Origin of the sequence: Devosia sp. (assembly GCF_014860165.1) — a bacterium.
In the GTDB taxonomy this organism is placed as follows: Bacteria; Pseudomonadota; Alphaproteobacteria; order Rhizobiales; family Devosiaceae; genus Devosia.
Map to the genome: position 1 here is coordinate 15,542 of NZ_JACZKG010000062.1, position 15,611 is coordinate 31,152.

The window sequence follows — 15,611 nt, forward strand, 5'->3', positions numbered from 1 at the left end:
CCGGCGGTGAGCGGCGCAGATTCCGCCCGGATGGTGAGGCGCATCCGGACCCTGATAGACACGGCGGCGCTCGACTGCCACTGCCGCTCGAAGGTTGGGGATGCGCTGCAGCGGTTCATGGACCAGGAGCAGCAGCGGCTCGACCGGCACCATCTGCTGGAGGCCCGACAGCAGCGGACCGCCATTGCGGCCCTGCTAGACCTGCTCGCCGATCTCGAGGAGATCAGCTGGAGCGAAGGCGATCGGTCCGTCTTCCCCGAACTGGCCAACCTGTTCGACGATATTGCGCAACAGGCGCAACGGGGCGCCGAGGCGCTGCGCAGCATCAGGACGCAGATGATATGAGAGGGCGCCTGCGCAACTGGTTGCTCCTGGGCGCCGGATCGCTGTTTCTGGGCATGGGCGTTGTGGGGATTATGCTCCCCGTGATGCCCACGACACCGTTCCTGCTGCTGGCCGCAGGCTGCTATTCGCATTCGTCGCCGCGCCTGGCACGCTGGCTGGAAGGCCATCCTCGCCTCGGCCCGCCCTTGCGGGCCTGGCGCCAGCAAGGCGCCATCAGCCCGGCTGCGAAGGTTCTGGCCGTGACGATGATGGCGCTCGGCTTTGGCGTCGTCTGGCTGCAGGGCGAGATGCCCATGGCGGGACGGCTGGCCCTGGCGGCGGTGCTTGTGGCCTGCGCGGTCTTCATCGTCAGCCGCCCGCACCCGGCGGGAGCGGGCGGGTCGACCGCGCCACGCCGGCCTAGGTGATTGATTCCGCAGCCCTGCCCCCGCCCTGCATGGGCTCACAGATACTTCGCCTCGACGATCTCGGCCTGGAAGAAAGGCAGGAAGCCGTCGGTCCCGAACAGGTTGCCCACCTTGACCATTGTGGGGATGGTATAGCCCTCGAACGACCCCTCCGCTTCGATGGTGCCGCCGAAGGGCTGGAGCCTGAAGGTCTTTTCCGGGTTGGCATCGCTCCAGCGCAGCCCCACCACTTCGGTTAGGGCGCCCGTCTCGTCCAGGGTCAGTTCGAGGACGATGGGGTTCTCGAATGTGCTGATGGTGACGATGGCCTTGTCGGCGCCGCCGGCCTGCCAGGCAATGCCGTCGCGCGGCAGCAAGGCGGCGGGCACCCAGATACTCTCCATGGCCGAGCGGAACTGGGCCGAACGGACCAGATCGGGGGTCGATTGCGCGTTGACGACGGGAACCAGCGAATTGATCCAGAACTGCATCCACGCCTTGCCGTCGAGCGAGCCATCCGAACCGGTGATCGTCAGCACGCCTGAGCGCATCACCGGTAACCAGACGAATGCGTCGGGCGGCGCCAGGATCTGGCGGGCCACCATTGCGTAGGGCTGATTGCTGTCCCGGTCGCCGAGGAGAAACTGGCCTTCCATGCGCAGCGTGACGGTGGTCCTGAGCGGCGTACCGGGCGCTATGGCATGGAGGAAATATCGCTGGGCCACTTCGGGCAGGTCAGCCACCATCGCCGGGTCGAACACGGCGGCGCCGGCCTGCTGCTGGGCGGCGGCGGCGATGGTCGCCCAGGCGCTTTCGGCCTCGTCGATTGCGCGTCGGTGGGACCAGAGGAAGTAGCCAACCGCGACCAGCGCGATGACGGCAACGACAGTTGCGGCTTTCAGCAACATGGGGCGCATCTCCCGTGAGGCAGCCCTAGAACGGCAGGCGTAGCCACGAACGCGGTTCCCGGACCAGCCTGAAGCCCAGATTATCGGGTGCGGCTCCGATCGAGCAACCGCCACTGCGCGAGTCCCGAACGAAGACGCTCATGGGCGTGAGGTGCCTGCCCTCGAGATAGCGGATGCCGCAGCTTTCGACCACGCTGGCGGTCGACCCGTCGGGAGCGAGCGTGGTGCGATTGGCGCAGGTGGCGGTCCATTCCCAGACATTGCCGGCAATGTCCATCACGCCCATGTCGTTGGCGCCGAAGAAGCCGCTCGGCTGCGGCCTCGCATCGGCCGGCACGGCGCGGCTCGCCTCCTGCTCGTAGGTTGCGATCCAGCGTTCGGCTGGGTTGTCGGCATCGGTCACCGCGTCCACGGCATGGTCGACCGCCCGGTCGCCGGCAATGAATATCCACTCCGCCACGGTGGGGAGCCGCCAGGTGTCGCCTGTCCGCTCCGACAGCCACTGCGCGTAGTCCATTGCGTCATCGAAGCTGACGCCAGTGACGGGGACGTCGGCGCGCGCCGAGCGGATAACGGGTTCCGCCGCGTCGCAGGCGCCGCGCGAGACGCATTCGTGGTAGTCCGCCAGCGTGACCTGGTGCAGCATGACCTCGATCGGACCGGCCTCGGCCTGCTGCAGCGTCCCATTGACCGGAACTCCATCCATCTGGAAGTCGCCCGGCAGCCGATACTCATAGGCGTGGGGTGCGACCACTATGGTCTGGGGTCCCCGATAGGCCTCGGCCGGCTTGAGGGACAGGATGTCCATCTGCATCAGCGAGAAGATGCTCAGCCCGACGAGCAGGCTCGCCGGGAGCAACAGGTCGGCAAGGGTCAGATTTTCGACGGGCCGGGCAGTCATGTCGCTATACCCCAATGAGGAAAGCGGCCCACCTGGGGGCGGGCCGCAGACGTGGTTCAAGCGATCGGGCTAGGAGCCTGAACCTGCGTCATCAGGTCGTCGTTCCACTCGCCCTCGACCTTGAAGTGGGCAGTGGCGCCCAGTTCGACGGCCTCGATGAGGTTGTGGTTGACGTAGGCGTAGATCCCCGGCTGGAGGAAGGTGTAGAGCATGGCGCCTGCCGCGCCGCCGGGGATGTGCCAGGTTTCGAGATCGACTTCGGGCGCATTGCGGAACTTGCCGGTGTTCCAGACATAGTCGCCATGGCCGCCGATCAGGTGCGGGCGGGTGTCGCGGTTGGCCTGGCTGTGAACGACCAGTATGGTCTCGCCGACATTGGCCGTCATGGCATTTTCGCCGGTGAGGGCACCTGCCGCACCGTTGAACACTTCGTGCGTCGGCGTCAGGGTCTTCATCACTTCAAGCATGTCCGAATAGGCGTCACCGGCCGACTCGTAGGTCTTGAAGTTGCCGTCGGCATCCTTGGGAATGTAGAAATCCTGCTCGCCGATGTAGAAGATGCGGTCATAGTGCAGCGGCTTGCCGTGGCCATCGTTCAGGCCATCGCGCGGCAGCACCATGATGGCGCCATTCATGCCCGACACGACGTGCCACGGGATCATCGGACCCCCGGGCGCGCAGTGATAAACGAACGTGCCGGGGCGCGTCGCCTTGAACCGCAGCTTCACCTGCTCGCCGGGATTGACCAGCGTCAGGCCGCCACCGCCAAGGGCACCGGTGGCCGAGTGGAAGTCGATATTGTGCTGCAGCATGTTGGTGTCGGGGTTGATCAGCGTCAGTTCGACGTAATCGCCCTCGTGAACCACCATCAGCGGGCCCGGAACCGAGCCATTGAAAGTCATCGCATGGACAGTGGTGCCCAGATCGTCGATCACCAGGGGCTTTTCTTCGATGGTGAGCGTGAACTCGACGACCTTGGGGCCGCCGACGGCAATCTGATCATGCGCGTGGACGCCGGGAGGCGCCACCAAATCCACCTTGACGCGCGGCAGGGTGCTCAGATCGGGCGCCGGGCCGGTGACGACACCGGCGTCCTCCGCGCTGGCAGGCACCGACGCAAGCACGGTGCCGAAAACACCTGCTAGCGCGACGCCGGCCATCAGGTTGCGGCGTCCGAGGTTGATGTCGTCATGGTCTTCCATTTGTGCTCTCCAGAAATCCGGCCGCTGTTTGGACCGGTCGATGCTGGAATAGTTGACTGTGCGACCTCTATCTTTGACGCGGCTCAAATTTCGGCGGAGTTTTATTTCGTCGGCAGCTGCGACATTTCGGCCGAATTTGACCCGCGTCAAAGAAAGATGGCTGGACCTGATAGAAAAGGCCGGCAAGAGACGCGAACGGATCGCATCTCGATCCAGGAGAAGAAAATGAACACGTTCGTCAAAGCAACCTTCGTTGCGCTGCTCATGGCGGCACCCGTCCCCGCTTATGCGGCCAATTTCGAAGTTCACATGCTCAACAAGGGTGAAGCCGGCGCTATGGTGTTCGAACCTGCGCTGGTCCAGGTTGCCCCTGGCGACACAGTAACCTTCCTGCCGACCGACAAGGGCCACAACGCCGAATCGATCAAGGATGCGATGCCGGAAGGCGCCGAGGCCTTCAAGGGCGCCATGGGCAAGGAAGTCGTCGTCACCTTCACCACTGAAGGCGTTTATGGCATCAAGTGCGCACCCCATTTCGGCATGGGCATGGTTGCCGCCGTCGTCGTCGGCGCGCCTACCAATATCGACGCCGTCCGGGAAGCCAAGTTGCCCGGCAAGGCCAAGGAACGTTTCGAAGCCGCTCTGGTCGAAGCAGGTCTCTAGCCTCTGACGAGCGAATTGATGCACGACTCGGCTTATGATGACGGCGATGATTGAAAATCTCCAGTCGTGGGCCCCGTTCACCGGTTCGCTGGCCGCCTTTCTCGCTTCGCATGCGATCCCGGCGCGGCCGCCCATAAGACGGCGGCTGGTCGGGATCGTGGGCGAGCGGGCCTATCTCATCCTCTATTCGGTCATGTCCCTGCTGCTGCTGGGCTGGCTGTTCCGGTCAGCGGGAGAGGCTCCCTATATCGAACTCTGGCCGGTGCAGGATTGGCAGCGTGTCGTCCCCCAGATACTCGTTCCCCTGGCTTTTGCGATGGGAACGATTGGCCTGTTCACCGCCAATCCACTATCGCTTTCGCTCGACCGGCAGGACTCCCGTTCGGCTTCATCGAGCATTCTGGGCATAACGCGCCATCCAGTCCTGTGGGCTTTGGCGCTGTGGGCGGCCGCCCACCTGGCGCCCAATGGTGACCTGGCGCATGTGCTGCTGTTTGGCATCCTGCTGGTGCTCTGCCTGGGCGGCATGGTGCTGATGGATCGGCGGTCGGCACGACAGCTGGGCGAGGCCCGATGGATGGAACTGACTCAGCCAGACCGCTCGTCCCGTTTTCGCGGCCCGGCGCCGTGCACTGGCCAACACGGCGCGAAGCCCTGCTCGCGCTGTTGGGGCTGCTTGTCGCCAATACCATGGCCCTGCTGCACGGGCTGATCATCGGCGTGCCGGCCATCTGACCGGCTCGTCAGCGGGCGCATCGTTGCGCTGCCGCAAAGAACGCAGGCCCGCGCATGGGCTATCCAGACACCGTTCACCCGGAGGGGTCGCATGACCTTTGAACCGAGCATCGCCCCGTCGTTGCAGCCCAGCCTTGCGCGGGTGCTCGACCCTGAGATCGGCATCAATATCGTGGATCTGGGACTGGTTTATCTCGCCCAGGAGCGGGACCGGCACATCGACGTCCAGATGACGTTGACGAGTCGCGCCTGCCCGATGGGCAGGCTGGTCATCGAGGAGGTCCGCGATCAGGTGGCTTCGGATTTTCCGGCGGCCGTCACGGTGAACATCGAACTGGTCTGGGATCCGCCCTGGAACCCGGACTTCATCAACGATGCCGGGCGCCGCGCGCTCGGCCGACAGCCCAAAGGAAACTCCTGATGTGCAGCGACTGCCAGGCCGGCGAAACCATCATCGATGTGCGCGTGATCGCACCACGCATGCGCCACCCGATGATCTTCACCGCCTTCCATAATCTCAATGCCGGCGAAGCCTTCATCATCGTCAACGACCACGACCCCAAGCCCCTGCACTATCAGTTCGCCGCCGAATATCCGGGCACGTTCGACTGGGTGTACGAACAGCAGGGCCCGGAAGTCTGGCAGGTTCGCGTCACGCGTACGGCGGCTTGACCGGTCCATGGGCAGCCTGGTTCCCAGGTCGCTACTAGCTGCCACTGCCACGCTGGCAGTGGCAGGACTCTATGGCGGACTGGTGCGGATCGGCGTGCCGCTGCCCTATTGGACGGGACCCACCGAACTCCACGGCCTGGTCATGATGCAGGGCGTCTTCGGCACCCTGGTGCCACTCGAGCGAGCCGTGGCCCTGCGCAGTCCCCTCTGGTTCAGCGGACCCATAATCTCGATGCTGGCCACGGCGGGGCTGCTGGCCGGCCTGCCGCCAGGCATGGGCTTTTTCGCCTATGTCATCGCGGCGCTGATATTCGTCGGCATGTCCAGCTACGTCCTGCGGTTGCAGCCTACTGCGTTCAACATCGCGCTGCTGCTTGGCGCCGGTGCGCTATTGCTGGCCGCGGTCCAGGTCCTGGTAGAGGACGGCGCGATCGCCAGCGCCCTGCCCTGGTGGCTCGCCTATCTGGTGCTGACGATATCCGGTGAGCGGCTGGAGCTCAGCCGATTGATGGGACAGAGCCCCTTGGCGGTGGCTGTCTTTTTCGCCGCATCGGCAACGCTGCTGCTGGGCTGCGTCGGCGGATTGGACAATAGCTGGGCCATGATGAGCTTCGCGGCCGGACTGCTGGCCATGGCCGCCTGGCTCTGGCGCCACGACATCGCGCGTCACACCATCAGGATGCGGGGCCAGACCAGGTTCATGGCTGCGGCGATTCTCTGCGGGCATGGTTGGCTAGCAGTGGCCGGTTTGCTCGCCTTCGGCGTGATCCCAACGGCCGCCGGGGTGGATGCATTGATCCATGCAATCACCATAGGCTTTGCCATGTCGATGATCCTGGGACATGCCCTGATCATCCTGCCAGCTGTGGCCAATGTCAGGATCGGCTATACGCCTTGGATGTTCGCGCCGCTCGCTTTGCTGCAACTGGCGATGGGCTGGCGCATTATCGCCGACTGGTTCGTCCCCGACTGGCGCTGGCCTTCCGGATTGCTGACAGTCGTGGCGCTTGCCGGTTTCGCGGCGCTTGGCATTGGCGTCAGGGCGCGTGCGCGCCGCCGCTCAGCACCATGATGCGATAGCTCTCTTCCTGCCAACGCCCGAAGCAGGCATGCCCCAGGTCGATGAGCCGGGCAGTCAGGTCTGCCGGTTCGCTCGACAGCAGCGCGAACAGCACCTGGCCCGGCGCCAATCCCTCCAGCGCCGTCACAATCGCGCCCGCGGCCTCGTCAGGCGCGGTGCCGCTCAGGTCGAGCAGCGCTGCAGGCCTGGGCCAGGTCAACGGATCGGCCGGGTACACCTCCGGTTCGGACTGTTGCCGCGGCGTGAACAGGACCTGCCAGGTCCCGTCGGGCAGAGAGGTGGCCGCGTTGTCGAAGCCACGGCCGTCGAGGAGCCGGAGCAAGGGCTCAGGCTTGAAGGGCGCTATCAGCAACAGCGACTGGCGCGGCGCCAGCGCGTCGATCGCGGCCATGATGCTGGTAAACGGTTCGCCCCTGGCATGGGGAATGTCGGCTATGTCCAGTACTCTAGGGGTCATGCATGGCCTTCACGATGCCAGCGGCCACCGCATCGCGGCCCGGCCTGTCCAGTGAGCTTAGTCAGTTCCCGAGGTGCCTGCACCATCGGAATGGGCCGCCGCGGCGGTCATGCCACCGCTGGGGCCAGCGCCTTTTCCAGAACGACCATTGTGGTGTCGCCCAGATAGGCATTGGCGCTGAAGCCCATTTCCTTTTCGAGGCGGATCGCCGCCACATTGGATCGATCCTCAAGCGCGCGCAGGCGCTTGACGCCCTTGGTCTCGGCAATGCGCGTGAGGTGTCCCAGCAGCTCCCAGCCTATGCCGCGATTCTTGTAGTCCCGGCGGAGGGACACGGCGACTTCGCCGGTTTCGAGCTTGTCATCGCAAGCCAGCATGGCAGCGGCGATGATCGGCCCGCCCTCACGCTCGAAGGCGACGAAACTCTCCGTGTGCACATGATCGACCCTGATCATGGCCGCGAGCCGCTCGTGCCCGACTTCCTTGACGGTTCCCAGAAACCGGAAGCGCAGATCCTCGGGCGTGACGTGCTCGAAGAACTCGTGCAGGGTAACCTCGTCATCGGGGCGAACCGGCCGCACGCGGAACTTGAAGCCACTATGGGTGGTCAAATGGGTGCTCCAATCGGTCATGGCGTGCGGACTCCTTCAATCGCCGGCAGGTCGTTTGTGCCTGGCAACATATTCGAGCCGGCAGGCTAAGCATTTGCGCAGGATCAAATTGTTGGCCGGGGACTGCGCTACATGAGGAGCACCATCGGAATGGGACCTGCCCGGAACCCCGGGCGCGATCCCTTCCCTATTGGACAGCAAAGGGACGAAGAGAACCATGAAACCAGCTGGTGAACACCCCCTTCGGCCCGATGAACTGGCGCTCATCGACCGCTACTGGCGCGCCGCCAATTACATCTCGGTCGGGCAGATCTATCTCCTCGACAATCCGCTGCTGCGCGAGCCGCTGAAGGCCGAACATGTCAAACCGCGGCTTCTGGGACATTGGGGCACCACGCCTGGCCTCAATTTCGTGTATGCCCATCTCAACCGGGTCATCCGTCGGCGTGATCTCGACATGATCTATGTCTGCGGCCCCGGACATGGCGGCCCCGGCATGGTCGCCAATACCTGGCTCGAAGGCAGCTACAGCGAAATATATCCGGAGGTTTCGCTCGACGAGGCCGGCCTCGGACGACTGTTCCGCCAGTTCTCCTTCCCGGGCGGCGTGCCGAGCCATGCTTCGCCCGAAACGCCCGGATCGATCCATGAAGGGGGCGAACTGGGCTATGCCCTCGTCCACGCCTTCGGCGCGGCATTCGACAATCCGGAGCTGATTGTTGCCTGTGTGGTCGGCGACGGCGAGGCCGAGACCGGCGCGCTTGCGGCTTCATGGCATTCCAACAAGTTCCTCAATCCGGTCAGCGACGGGGCGGTGCTGCCGATCCTGCACCTGAACGGCTACAAGATCGCCAATCCGACGATCATGGGCCGGATGAGCGACGCCGACCTCGAGCACATCTTCCTGGGCCTGGGCTGGGAGCCTCTGTTCGTTTCGGGTGACGACCCTGCCACGATGCACCAGGACATGGCCGCGGCGCTCGATCGGGCGGTCGCTCAGATCCAGCAGATCCAGAATGCGGCACGCGACAGCCGCGAGCCGTCCACCATGCCGCGCTGGCCGATGATCGTGCTGCGTTCGCCCAAGGGATGGACCGGCCCCAAGGAGGTCGACGGCAAGAAGGTCGAGGGCTTCTGGCGCTCCCATCAGGTGCCGGTCAGCAATGCCCGTGGCGATGCCGGCCACCGCGACCTGCTCGAACAATGGATGCGCAGCTACCGTCCGGACGAGCTGTTCGATGCACAGGGGCGCCCGCAGGCGGACCTGCGGACGCTGGCTCCGACCGGCGAGCGGCGCATGGGCATGAACCCGCACGCCAATGGTGGCCTGCTCAAGCAGGACCTGATTCTGCCGGACTACCGGGCATTCGCACTGGCCGTGCCGCGGCCGGGACAGCCCATTGCCGAGGCAACGCGCGTCATGGGCGAATATCTGGCCGATGTCATGCATCTCAACGCCGCGGCGCGCAATTTCCGCCTCGTGGGCCCGGATGAGACGGCCTCAAACCGGCTCGACGCGGTGTTCGGCGTGACCGATCGCGTCTGGATGGAGAGAATCGAGCCCTACGATACCAACCTGGCCCCCGATGGGCGCGTGATGGAAATCCTCAGCGAGCACCTCTGCCAGGGGTGGCTCGAGGGCTATCTGCTGACCGGCCGGCATGGTCTCTTCTCCTGCTATGAAGCCTTCATCCACATCGTGGACTCGATGTTCAACCAGCACGCCAAGTGGCTCAAGGTGTCGCGCGAGCTGGCGTGGCGGAAGCCCATCGCGTCCCTGAACTACCTGCTGACCTCCCATGTCTGGCGGCAGGATCACAACGGCTTTTCGCACCAGGATCCCGGCTTCATCGACCTGGTTGCCAACAAGAAGGCCGATATCGTGCGCATCTACCTGCCGCCCGATGCCAATTGCCTGCTCTGGGTCACGGACCATTGCCTGCGGACCTATGACCGCATCAACGTGATCGTCGCGGGCAAGCAGCCGTGGCCGCAATGGCTGGACATCACGGCCGCCGCCCATCATTGCGATGTCGGTATCGGCGCCTGGGACTGGGCCGGAACCGTCAGCGGCGACGAGGAGCCGGACCTGGTGATGGCCTGCGCCGGCGACGTGCCCACGCTCGAGACGCTGGCCGCCACCGACCTGCTGCGGCGGGCGCTGCCGGGGCTCAAGATTCGCGTCGTCAACGTGGTCGACCTGATGACGCTGCAATCGGAATACCAGCATCCGCATGGGCTGGCCGATGAGCAATTCGACGCGCTGTTCACCACCGACAAGCCCGTCGTCTTTGCCTATCACGGCTATCCGCACCTCATTCACCGGCTGGTCTACAAGCGGGAAAACCACGACAATTTCCATGTGCACGGTTTCCAGGAGGAAGGCACCACCACCACGCCATTCGACATGACGGTGCTCAACGGCATCGATCGATTCCACCTCGCTCTCGCCGCGCTCAAATGGCTGCCTGACCTGGGTGAGGCGGGTGCGGCGCTCAAGGCCGAGCTGGAAGCCGGGCTCGCCCGCCACGACGCCTATGTCCGCGAACATGGCGAGGACATGCCCGAGATACTCGAATGGAAATGGACCCATGGGCGCTGAGCGAGCGCGGCTTGTCCTGGCGCTCAATGCGGGATCGTCCAGCCTCAAATTCGGCCTCTATGAGATCGGCAGGGAGGTTTCCGCCGTCGCCCGCGGCGGGATCAAGCGCACCGCGGGCGGTGCCGCACTCGAGGCTAGCGGCGCTGACGGTGAGACGTTTGACCATCTGCTTGCCCCCCGTGCGCTCGAGGACGACGCGCTGCTTGAGCGCCTGCTGGTCTGGCTGGCCGAAACCTTCGGCCGGGGCGAGCCGACCGCCATCGGGCATCGCATCGTGCATGGCGGGACGCAGTTTGCCGGGCCGGTGCTGCTGACGCCGGACGCGATCGAGGCGGCCGATGCGCTGACCCCGTTGGCTCCCCTGCATCAGCCGGCCGCCCTGTCGCTGATCCGTGCGATTGCCCGGATTCGGCCGCAGCTGCCGCAGGTGGGGTGCTTCGATACTGCTTTCCATCATGGCCTGGCTCCCCCCGTCAGTCGCTACGCGCTCCCCCGGGCCTATGAGGACAAGGGAATACGCCGCTACGGTTTCCATGGACTGTCATACGAGTACATTGCCGGCGAGCTCTCCGAGTCCGGCGAGAAGCGCGTCGTCGTCGCGCATCTGGGCAGCGGGGCCAGTCTGTGCGCCATGCGCAACGGCAGGAGCCAGGATACGACCATGGGTTTCAGCGCCCTGGACGGGCTGGTGATGAGCACAAGGCCGGGTCAGATCGATGCCGGCGTCCTGCTCTATCTGCTCCGCCAGGAAAAACTGTCGCCCGATGAACTGGAGCACCTGCTCTACCATGAGAGCGGGCTCAGGGGTGTTTCGGGCATTTCGGGCGATGTGCGCGAATTGCTCGCCAGCGAAGCTCCGGCAGCGGCAGAGGCAATCGATCTCTTCGTCTTCCGCATCGCCCGCGAGACTGCCGCGATGGCCAATACGCTTGAGGGGCTCGACACCCTGGTCTTCAGCGGAGGCATAGGCGAGCATTCCGGCCCCATCCGGGCGCGCGTGGCCGAGCGCCTCGCCTGGCTCGGTGTGTCGCTCGACATGGCGGCCAATGCCGGCAACAGGCGCCGCATCTCGGCGCCCTCCAGCCGGGTGGAGGTCCTCGTTATTCCAACGAACGAGGAGATCGTGATCGCCCGGCAGATGGCCGCGGTGCTGGAGGCGTCACACTTGCATCCGTGATGCTTACTTGGCTTCCAGTTTCCGGGCACGGATCGCCTGCGAGAGCGCCTGCGACAGGAATGGCCCGAGGAATGGCTTGGTCACGGTGCGGAAGCAGTGGGCCGCCAGCGGATGAGCCGGCGCATTGGACAGCAGGATCACCGGCCCATGGTGCTGGACGAAATCCGTCGCGGCCTGCAGGTGACCGTTGGCGGCGTGATGATCGAGCACCGTACAATCGGCATCGGGAAGGCCCAAGGGGTCCTCGAACCCATCGCGGGTCGTTGCAAGGTGACCTTCGGCCTCCAATACGAACTGAAGGGAGCGACGAAGTTCACCGCTAGGGGCGACAATGAGGACGTGGGCCATGGTGCTTCGCAGTGGAGAAGGTAGCCCACCTTGGCCCATGCCGACGCCTAATGACTTGTCTTAGATCAATATGCCCGCAGATCGGTCGCCGGTCTGTCACATATCCGCGAATGCGCCCCTTGTTGCCGCCGTGGGAAGCGTGATCCGACGATCAGTCCTTGCCTTCGCGGACGACCTCGACCACCAGCGTACCCTCCGGCAAGGGCTGCAGCAGGTCCTCCTGCGGCCGGGTCAGGAACAGCCACGCCGTCCAGTCATCTGGCTGCAGCACGCAGACCTGCCGGTCATGGATCGGCGCGATGTCGGGGCCGGGTGCCGTCGTGAGCATGGTGAAACTCAGCGAACCGTCCTGATCCTCGCTCCACAACCCGGCAATGCCCATGACCGGCGAGTCCTTGAGCGCGAAGCGATGCTTGGTCTTGGGATACTTGCTGCCAGTGAACTCGAAGAAGCCCGACAATACGATGACGCAGCGACGGCTCTCGGCGAAGTTGCGGCCATCCGACTTGAAGTTGAAGATCGGCCCGGCCTTGGGTCGCGGCGGCGGAAAGCCGAACCGCATGGCGACCAGTTCGACCCCATTGCCCTTGGCGCGCAGCACCGGCCCACTGTCGCCAATGCGGATATCGTCCGCCGGCAGCAATGCCGCTTCATCGGCGGACGCGCTAGTCAGCTCCAGCGCTTCGATCGCCTTGCGATACTCAGCATGGGTCACATGCTGTTCGTAGTCGTTGCACATGGCGGCAGCAAATCACGCCGGGTGAACGGGTTCAACCGCCAGCCCTGCCGGTGCCGCCCGACAAAAAATCTGCCCGGCGATGTCGAGCTGGCTTTGGTCCAACCGTCTATCAGGTAGAGTGACGCAGGAGGGAGACGCAAATGGAACGGAATTACGGCTGGGTCATCGTCGGCGCAGGCGCACTGATAACCTGTTTGGCAATGGGCGCGATGTTCGCCCTGCCCGTTTATCTCCAACCCATGGCCGACGAGACCGGCTGGACGCGTGCAGGCATCTCCGCTGCCATGACCATCGGCTTCATCGTCATGGGCGTGGCCGGCTTCGTCTGGGGCACGCTGACCGACCGTATCGGGGCGCGACCGGTGGTGTTGATTGCGGCGGTGATGCTGGGCCTGGGCCTGTTCATCGCCAGCCGCGCCAATAACCTGCTGATCTTCCAGTTTGCCTATGGTGGTCTCGTCGGCGCATCCGGCGGCGCTTTCTTTGCGCCGCTGATGGCCACGGTGATCGGCTGGTTCGACAAGCATCGCAGCCTTGCCGTGTCGCTCGTCTCCCTCGGCGGCGGCGTGGCCCCGATGGTGATCACGCCCCTGGCGACCGTACTCATCGAACAGATGGGCTGGCGCAATGCCATGATGACGACGGCACTGGTCGCCACCGCGCTGATCATCCCGACCGGCATGCTCATTCGCCGGCCGCCGGCCGCGCCCGCTGAAACACCGGCGGAAAGCGGTGCTGCGCAGGAGTCATCGCAGGGTTCGTCCATCCTGGCGATTATGCGCAAGCCGCAGTTCATCGTCCTGGCCGGCGTGTTCTTCCTGTGCTGCGCCGCCCATTCCGGTCCGATCTTCCACACAGTGAGCTATGCCATGCTGTGCGGCGCTTCGGCGCTGGCGGCTGCCAGCATCTACAGTGTCGAGGGCGTGGCAGGCCTGTTCGGCCGGCTGATCTTTGGCGTGCTGGCGGACCGGCTGGGCGTCAAGCGCGTCATCATCGGCGGGCTCGTGCTGCAGGCGGTGGGCATCTACACCTACATTTATGTCGCCGAGCTCACCCAGTTTTACATGCTGGCCGTGGTCCTGGGTCTGGCCTATGGCGGTGTCATGCCGCTCTATGCGGTGCTCGCCCGCGACTATTTCCCGCCCCAGGTCATGGGCACCGTGCTCGGCGGCATCACCATGACGGCGAGCCTGGGCATGGCCTTCGGCCCGGTCGGTGGCGGCTGGCTGTTCGATACCTTCGGCGACTATCACTGGCTCTATGTCAGCTCGGCGGCCATTGGCATGGCCGCGGCATTGGTCGCCCTGACCTTCCCGCGTCCATCGGTGCCACGGGAAGCTCAGATGCAGCCCGCCTAAGCGGGACTGGGGGCGGCGACACCACCATCGGTGTCGTCGTCGTCAGGCGTATCGGCATAGGCGTTGGAGAGCTGGCGATATTGCGGCGAGTTCATCGCGATGAGCGTCACGATGACACCAATGACCCCCGCAATCGTGAAAACCAGCGCGATGCCGCGATCCGGGCCCGTACCGAACCAGGAGCCGATGGCATCGGCCCCGGCCCCGTCGGTCATGAAGGGGATGACAACAAACTGCGTCAGCGGCCCGATGAGAAACGCCGTCAGCGGCGAAGCCGATTGCTCGACAGACTGTGCGAAGCCGAAAACCCGACCCTGACGCTCCAGGGGCACCACCTTCTGCAGGGTGGTGTGCTCGGCAGCCTCGGCAAAGGGACCAAGGAACATCCAGATCAGGCAACCGCCGGCCAGCAGCCAGATCGATGGTTGGACGGTGAAAAAGCAACAGGCCGTCCAGGTGGCGAGGTTGACCAGAAGCAAGGTGCGCAGCGGGTTCTTGCCCAGGCCAACCTTGCTGATCAGGATGCCGCTGACGATGAAGGCGCCGGACAAGGCACCAAACAGCAGTCCCCACATCTGAACCGAAACCAGCGACAGGCCATAGGCATCGAGCAACGCCATGAAGATGCCGCCCAGGAAGTTGTTGAAGGTGGCAAAGAAAATCAGCGCGAACAGGCCGGGCACCGCCGCGATCACGGCAATTGTGCCCTTGAGATCGACCCGCTTAGGCTCGGACTTCTCACCCTCGACCGGCACAGGGCGACCCTCGTCGATATGGACGAAGTGCAGGTGCGCGAACGCCACCAGCGTCAGCACCAGCGCCAGCGCAAGCGTCGCCAGCATGCCGCCCCAGGCGACCAGGAATCCGCTGATTACGGACGTGGTGAGAAAACCGATACCGCTGACCATGCCGACAAGACCGTTGGCCTTGTCGCGCTCATTCTCGGGAATGAGGATGGTAACCAGCGTTGGCAGCGCAATGGCCCGGATATTGCCGGCGATGACACCGAGCATGATCAGGAAGACGAAGGCCCACAGATACCAGCCATAGGGATTGGCGAAGGCCCCCTCCGGTTCGAGGAAAACCATCGCAAGCGAGAGCGTGTAGAAGGCGGCAGACACCACGCTGGAGCCCATCATGACGAGCTTCTTGGCATTGTGGTCGACAAGGCTGCCCAGCCAGATCCCAAATGCGGCGGTAAACACCAGATAGATACCCGCGATCATCCCCGTGGCGAAGACCGACCGGGTTTCGAGATAGACCCAGAATGTCAGGGCGAACCAGACGGTGAAATTGGTGATGTTGGCCACCAGATTATTGGCCAGAATTTGGTGGAACGGCTTGATCATCGCGTCACCCTGGGCGCCCGTAGAATGCGCTAAACTATTGAAGACCGGAGATATTTCAACCGAAATGCGTCAACCCG

Annotated in this window: 18 protein-coding genes; 10 read left to right on the plus strand and 8 right to left on the minus strand. The window is 64.4% G+C overall.

The genetic code is table 11. The features are described from left to right. The first annotated feature begins 6 nt into the window (after positions 1 to 6). Together IH615_RS14895 and IH615_RS14900 are read left to right on the plus strand one after the other, a co-directional pair. Positions 7 to 345, plus strand: a complete 339-nt coding sequence (locus IH615_RS14895) for a hypothetical protein (protein WP_291362871.1) — start codon at positions 7 to 9, stop codon at positions 343 to 345. Continuing rightward, positions 342 to 752, plus strand: a complete 411-nt coding sequence (locus tag IH615_RS14900) for a YbaN family protein (RefSeq protein ID WP_291362872.1) — start codon at positions 342 to 344, stop codon at positions 750 to 752. Before IH615_RS14895 ends, IH615_RS14900 begins: the two co-directional genes overlap by 4 nt. 35 nt (positions 753 to 787) lie before the next feature. Here IH615_RS14900 and IH615_RS14905 read toward each other — a convergent pair whose 3' ends face one another. Genes IH615_RS14905 through nirK form a run of 3 tightly spaced genes read right to left on the minus strand, consistent with a single transcriptional unit; the run spans position 788 to position 3,742 of the window. Then, positions 788 to 1,639, minus strand: a complete 852-nt coding sequence (locus IH615_RS14905; RefSeq protein ID WP_291362874.1) for a DUF6544 family protein — start codon at positions 1,637 to 1,639, stop codon at positions 788 to 790. 25 nt (positions 1,640 to 1,664) lie between these two features. Then, a complete protein-coding gene (locus IH615_RS14910) occupies positions 1,665 to 2,540 on the minus strand; it encodes an SUMF1/EgtB/PvdO family nonheme iron enzyme (RefSeq protein WP_291362876.1) in 876 nt (291 codons plus the stop codon). Between the two features lie 56 nt (positions 2,541 to 2,596). Next, on the minus strand, positions 2,597 to 3,742 hold the full coding sequence (nirK, locus tag IH615_RS14915) for a copper-containing nitrite reductase (RefSeq protein ID WP_291362878.1): 1,146 nt from the start codon (positions 3,740 to 3,742) through the stop codon (positions 2,597 to 2,599). A gap of 225 nt (positions 3,743 to 3,967) precedes the next feature. Here nirK and IH615_RS14920 point away from each other — a divergent pair, with 225 nt between their 5' ends. The 5 genes from IH615_RS14920 (at position 3,968) to IH615_RS14940 (ending at position 6,884) form a co-directional block, all read left to right on the plus strand. Then, on the plus strand, positions 3,968 to 4,405 hold the full coding sequence (locus tag IH615_RS14920) for a pseudoazurin (protein ID WP_291363089.1): 438 nt from the start codon (positions 3,968 to 3,970) through the stop codon (positions 4,403 to 4,405). A gap of 46 nt (positions 4,406 to 4,451) precedes the next feature. Then, entirely contained in the window at positions 4,452 to 5,117 is a 666-nt protein-coding gene (locus tag IH615_RS14925) for an NnrU family protein (protein ID WP_291362880.1), read from the plus strand. A 114-nt stretch (positions 5,118 to 5,231) separates the two neighbouring features. Further along, entirely contained in the window at positions 5,232 to 5,561 is a 330-nt protein-coding gene (locus IH615_RS14930; RefSeq protein WP_291362882.1) for a metal-sulfur cluster assembly factor, read from the plus strand. Continuing rightward, positions 5,561 to 5,812, plus strand: a complete 252-nt coding sequence (locus tag IH615_RS14935) for a DUF2249 domain-containing protein (protein WP_291362904.1) — start codon at positions 5,561 to 5,563, stop codon at positions 5,810 to 5,812. Before IH615_RS14930 ends, IH615_RS14935 begins: the two co-directional genes overlap by 1 nt. A 7-nt stretch (positions 5,813 to 5,819) precedes the next feature. Continuing rightward, on the plus strand, positions 5,820 to 6,884 hold the full coding sequence (locus IH615_RS14940; protein ID WP_291362906.1) for a hypothetical protein: 1,065 nt from the start codon (positions 5,820 to 5,822) through the stop codon (positions 6,882 to 6,884). Here the strand turns inward: IH615_RS14940 and IH615_RS14945 are convergent. Further along, on the minus strand, positions 6,850 to 7,350 hold the full coding sequence (locus IH615_RS14945) for a DUF2249 domain-containing protein (RefSeq protein ID WP_291362908.1): 501 nt from the start codon (positions 7,348 to 7,350) through the stop codon (positions 6,850 to 6,852). The two genes, IH615_RS14940 and IH615_RS14945, sit on opposite strands and share 35 nt — an antisense overlap. Positions 7,351 to 7,457: 107 nt before the next feature. Further along, complete coding sequence (locus IH615_RS14950; RefSeq protein WP_291362910.1) at positions 7,458 to 7,982, minus strand: GNAT family N-acetyltransferase; 525 nt, start codon at positions 7,980 to 7,982, stop codon at positions 7,458 to 7,460. Between the two features lie 196 nt (positions 7,983 to 8,178). On the opposite strand from IH615_RS14950, the gene IH615_RS14955 reads away from it, so the two are divergent. Next, entirely contained in the window at positions 8,179 to 10,563 is a 2,385-nt protein-coding gene (locus tag IH615_RS14955; protein ID WP_291362912.1) for a phosphoketolase, read from the plus strand. Beyond that, the gene (locus tag IH615_RS14960; protein ID WP_291362914.1) at positions 10,553 to 11,740 is read left to right on the plus strand and encodes an acetate/propionate family kinase; all 1,188 of its coding nucleotides are present in this window, start codon (positions 10,553 to 10,555) and stop codon (positions 11,738 to 11,740) included. The genes IH615_RS14955 and IH615_RS14960 overlap by 11 nt, the downstream gene beginning before the upstream one ends. A gap of 3 nt (positions 11,741 to 11,743) precedes the next feature. Here the strand turns inward: IH615_RS14960 and IH615_RS14965 are convergent, their stop codons facing one another. Beyond that, positions 11,744 to 12,088, minus strand: coding sequence for a hypothetical protein (locus IH615_RS14965; RefSeq protein ID WP_291362916.1), 345 nt, complete (start codon positions 12,086 to 12,088; stop codon positions 11,744 to 11,746). 151 nt (positions 12,089 to 12,239) lie between these two features. Next, the gene (locus tag IH615_RS14970) at positions 12,240 to 12,827 is read right to left on the minus strand and encodes an SOS response-associated peptidase (RefSeq protein WP_291362918.1); all 588 of its coding nucleotides are present in this window, start codon (positions 12,825 to 12,827) and stop codon (positions 12,240 to 12,242) included. 140 nt (positions 12,828 to 12,967) lie between these two features. Here IH615_RS14970 and IH615_RS14975 point away from each other — a divergent pair, with 140 nt between their 5' ends. After that, positions 12,968 to 14,185, plus strand: a complete 1,218-nt coding sequence (locus IH615_RS14975; protein WP_291362920.1) for an MFS transporter — start codon at positions 12,968 to 12,970, stop codon at positions 14,183 to 14,185. On the opposite strand, the gene IH615_RS14980 is transcribed toward IH615_RS14975, so the two are convergent. Continuing rightward, entirely contained in the window at positions 14,182 to 15,534 is a 1,353-nt protein-coding gene (locus IH615_RS14980) for an MFS transporter (RefSeq protein WP_291362923.1), read from the minus strand. The genes IH615_RS14975 and IH615_RS14980 overlap by 4 nt on opposite strands. Between the last annotated feature and the right edge of the window lie 77 nt (positions 15,535 to 15,611).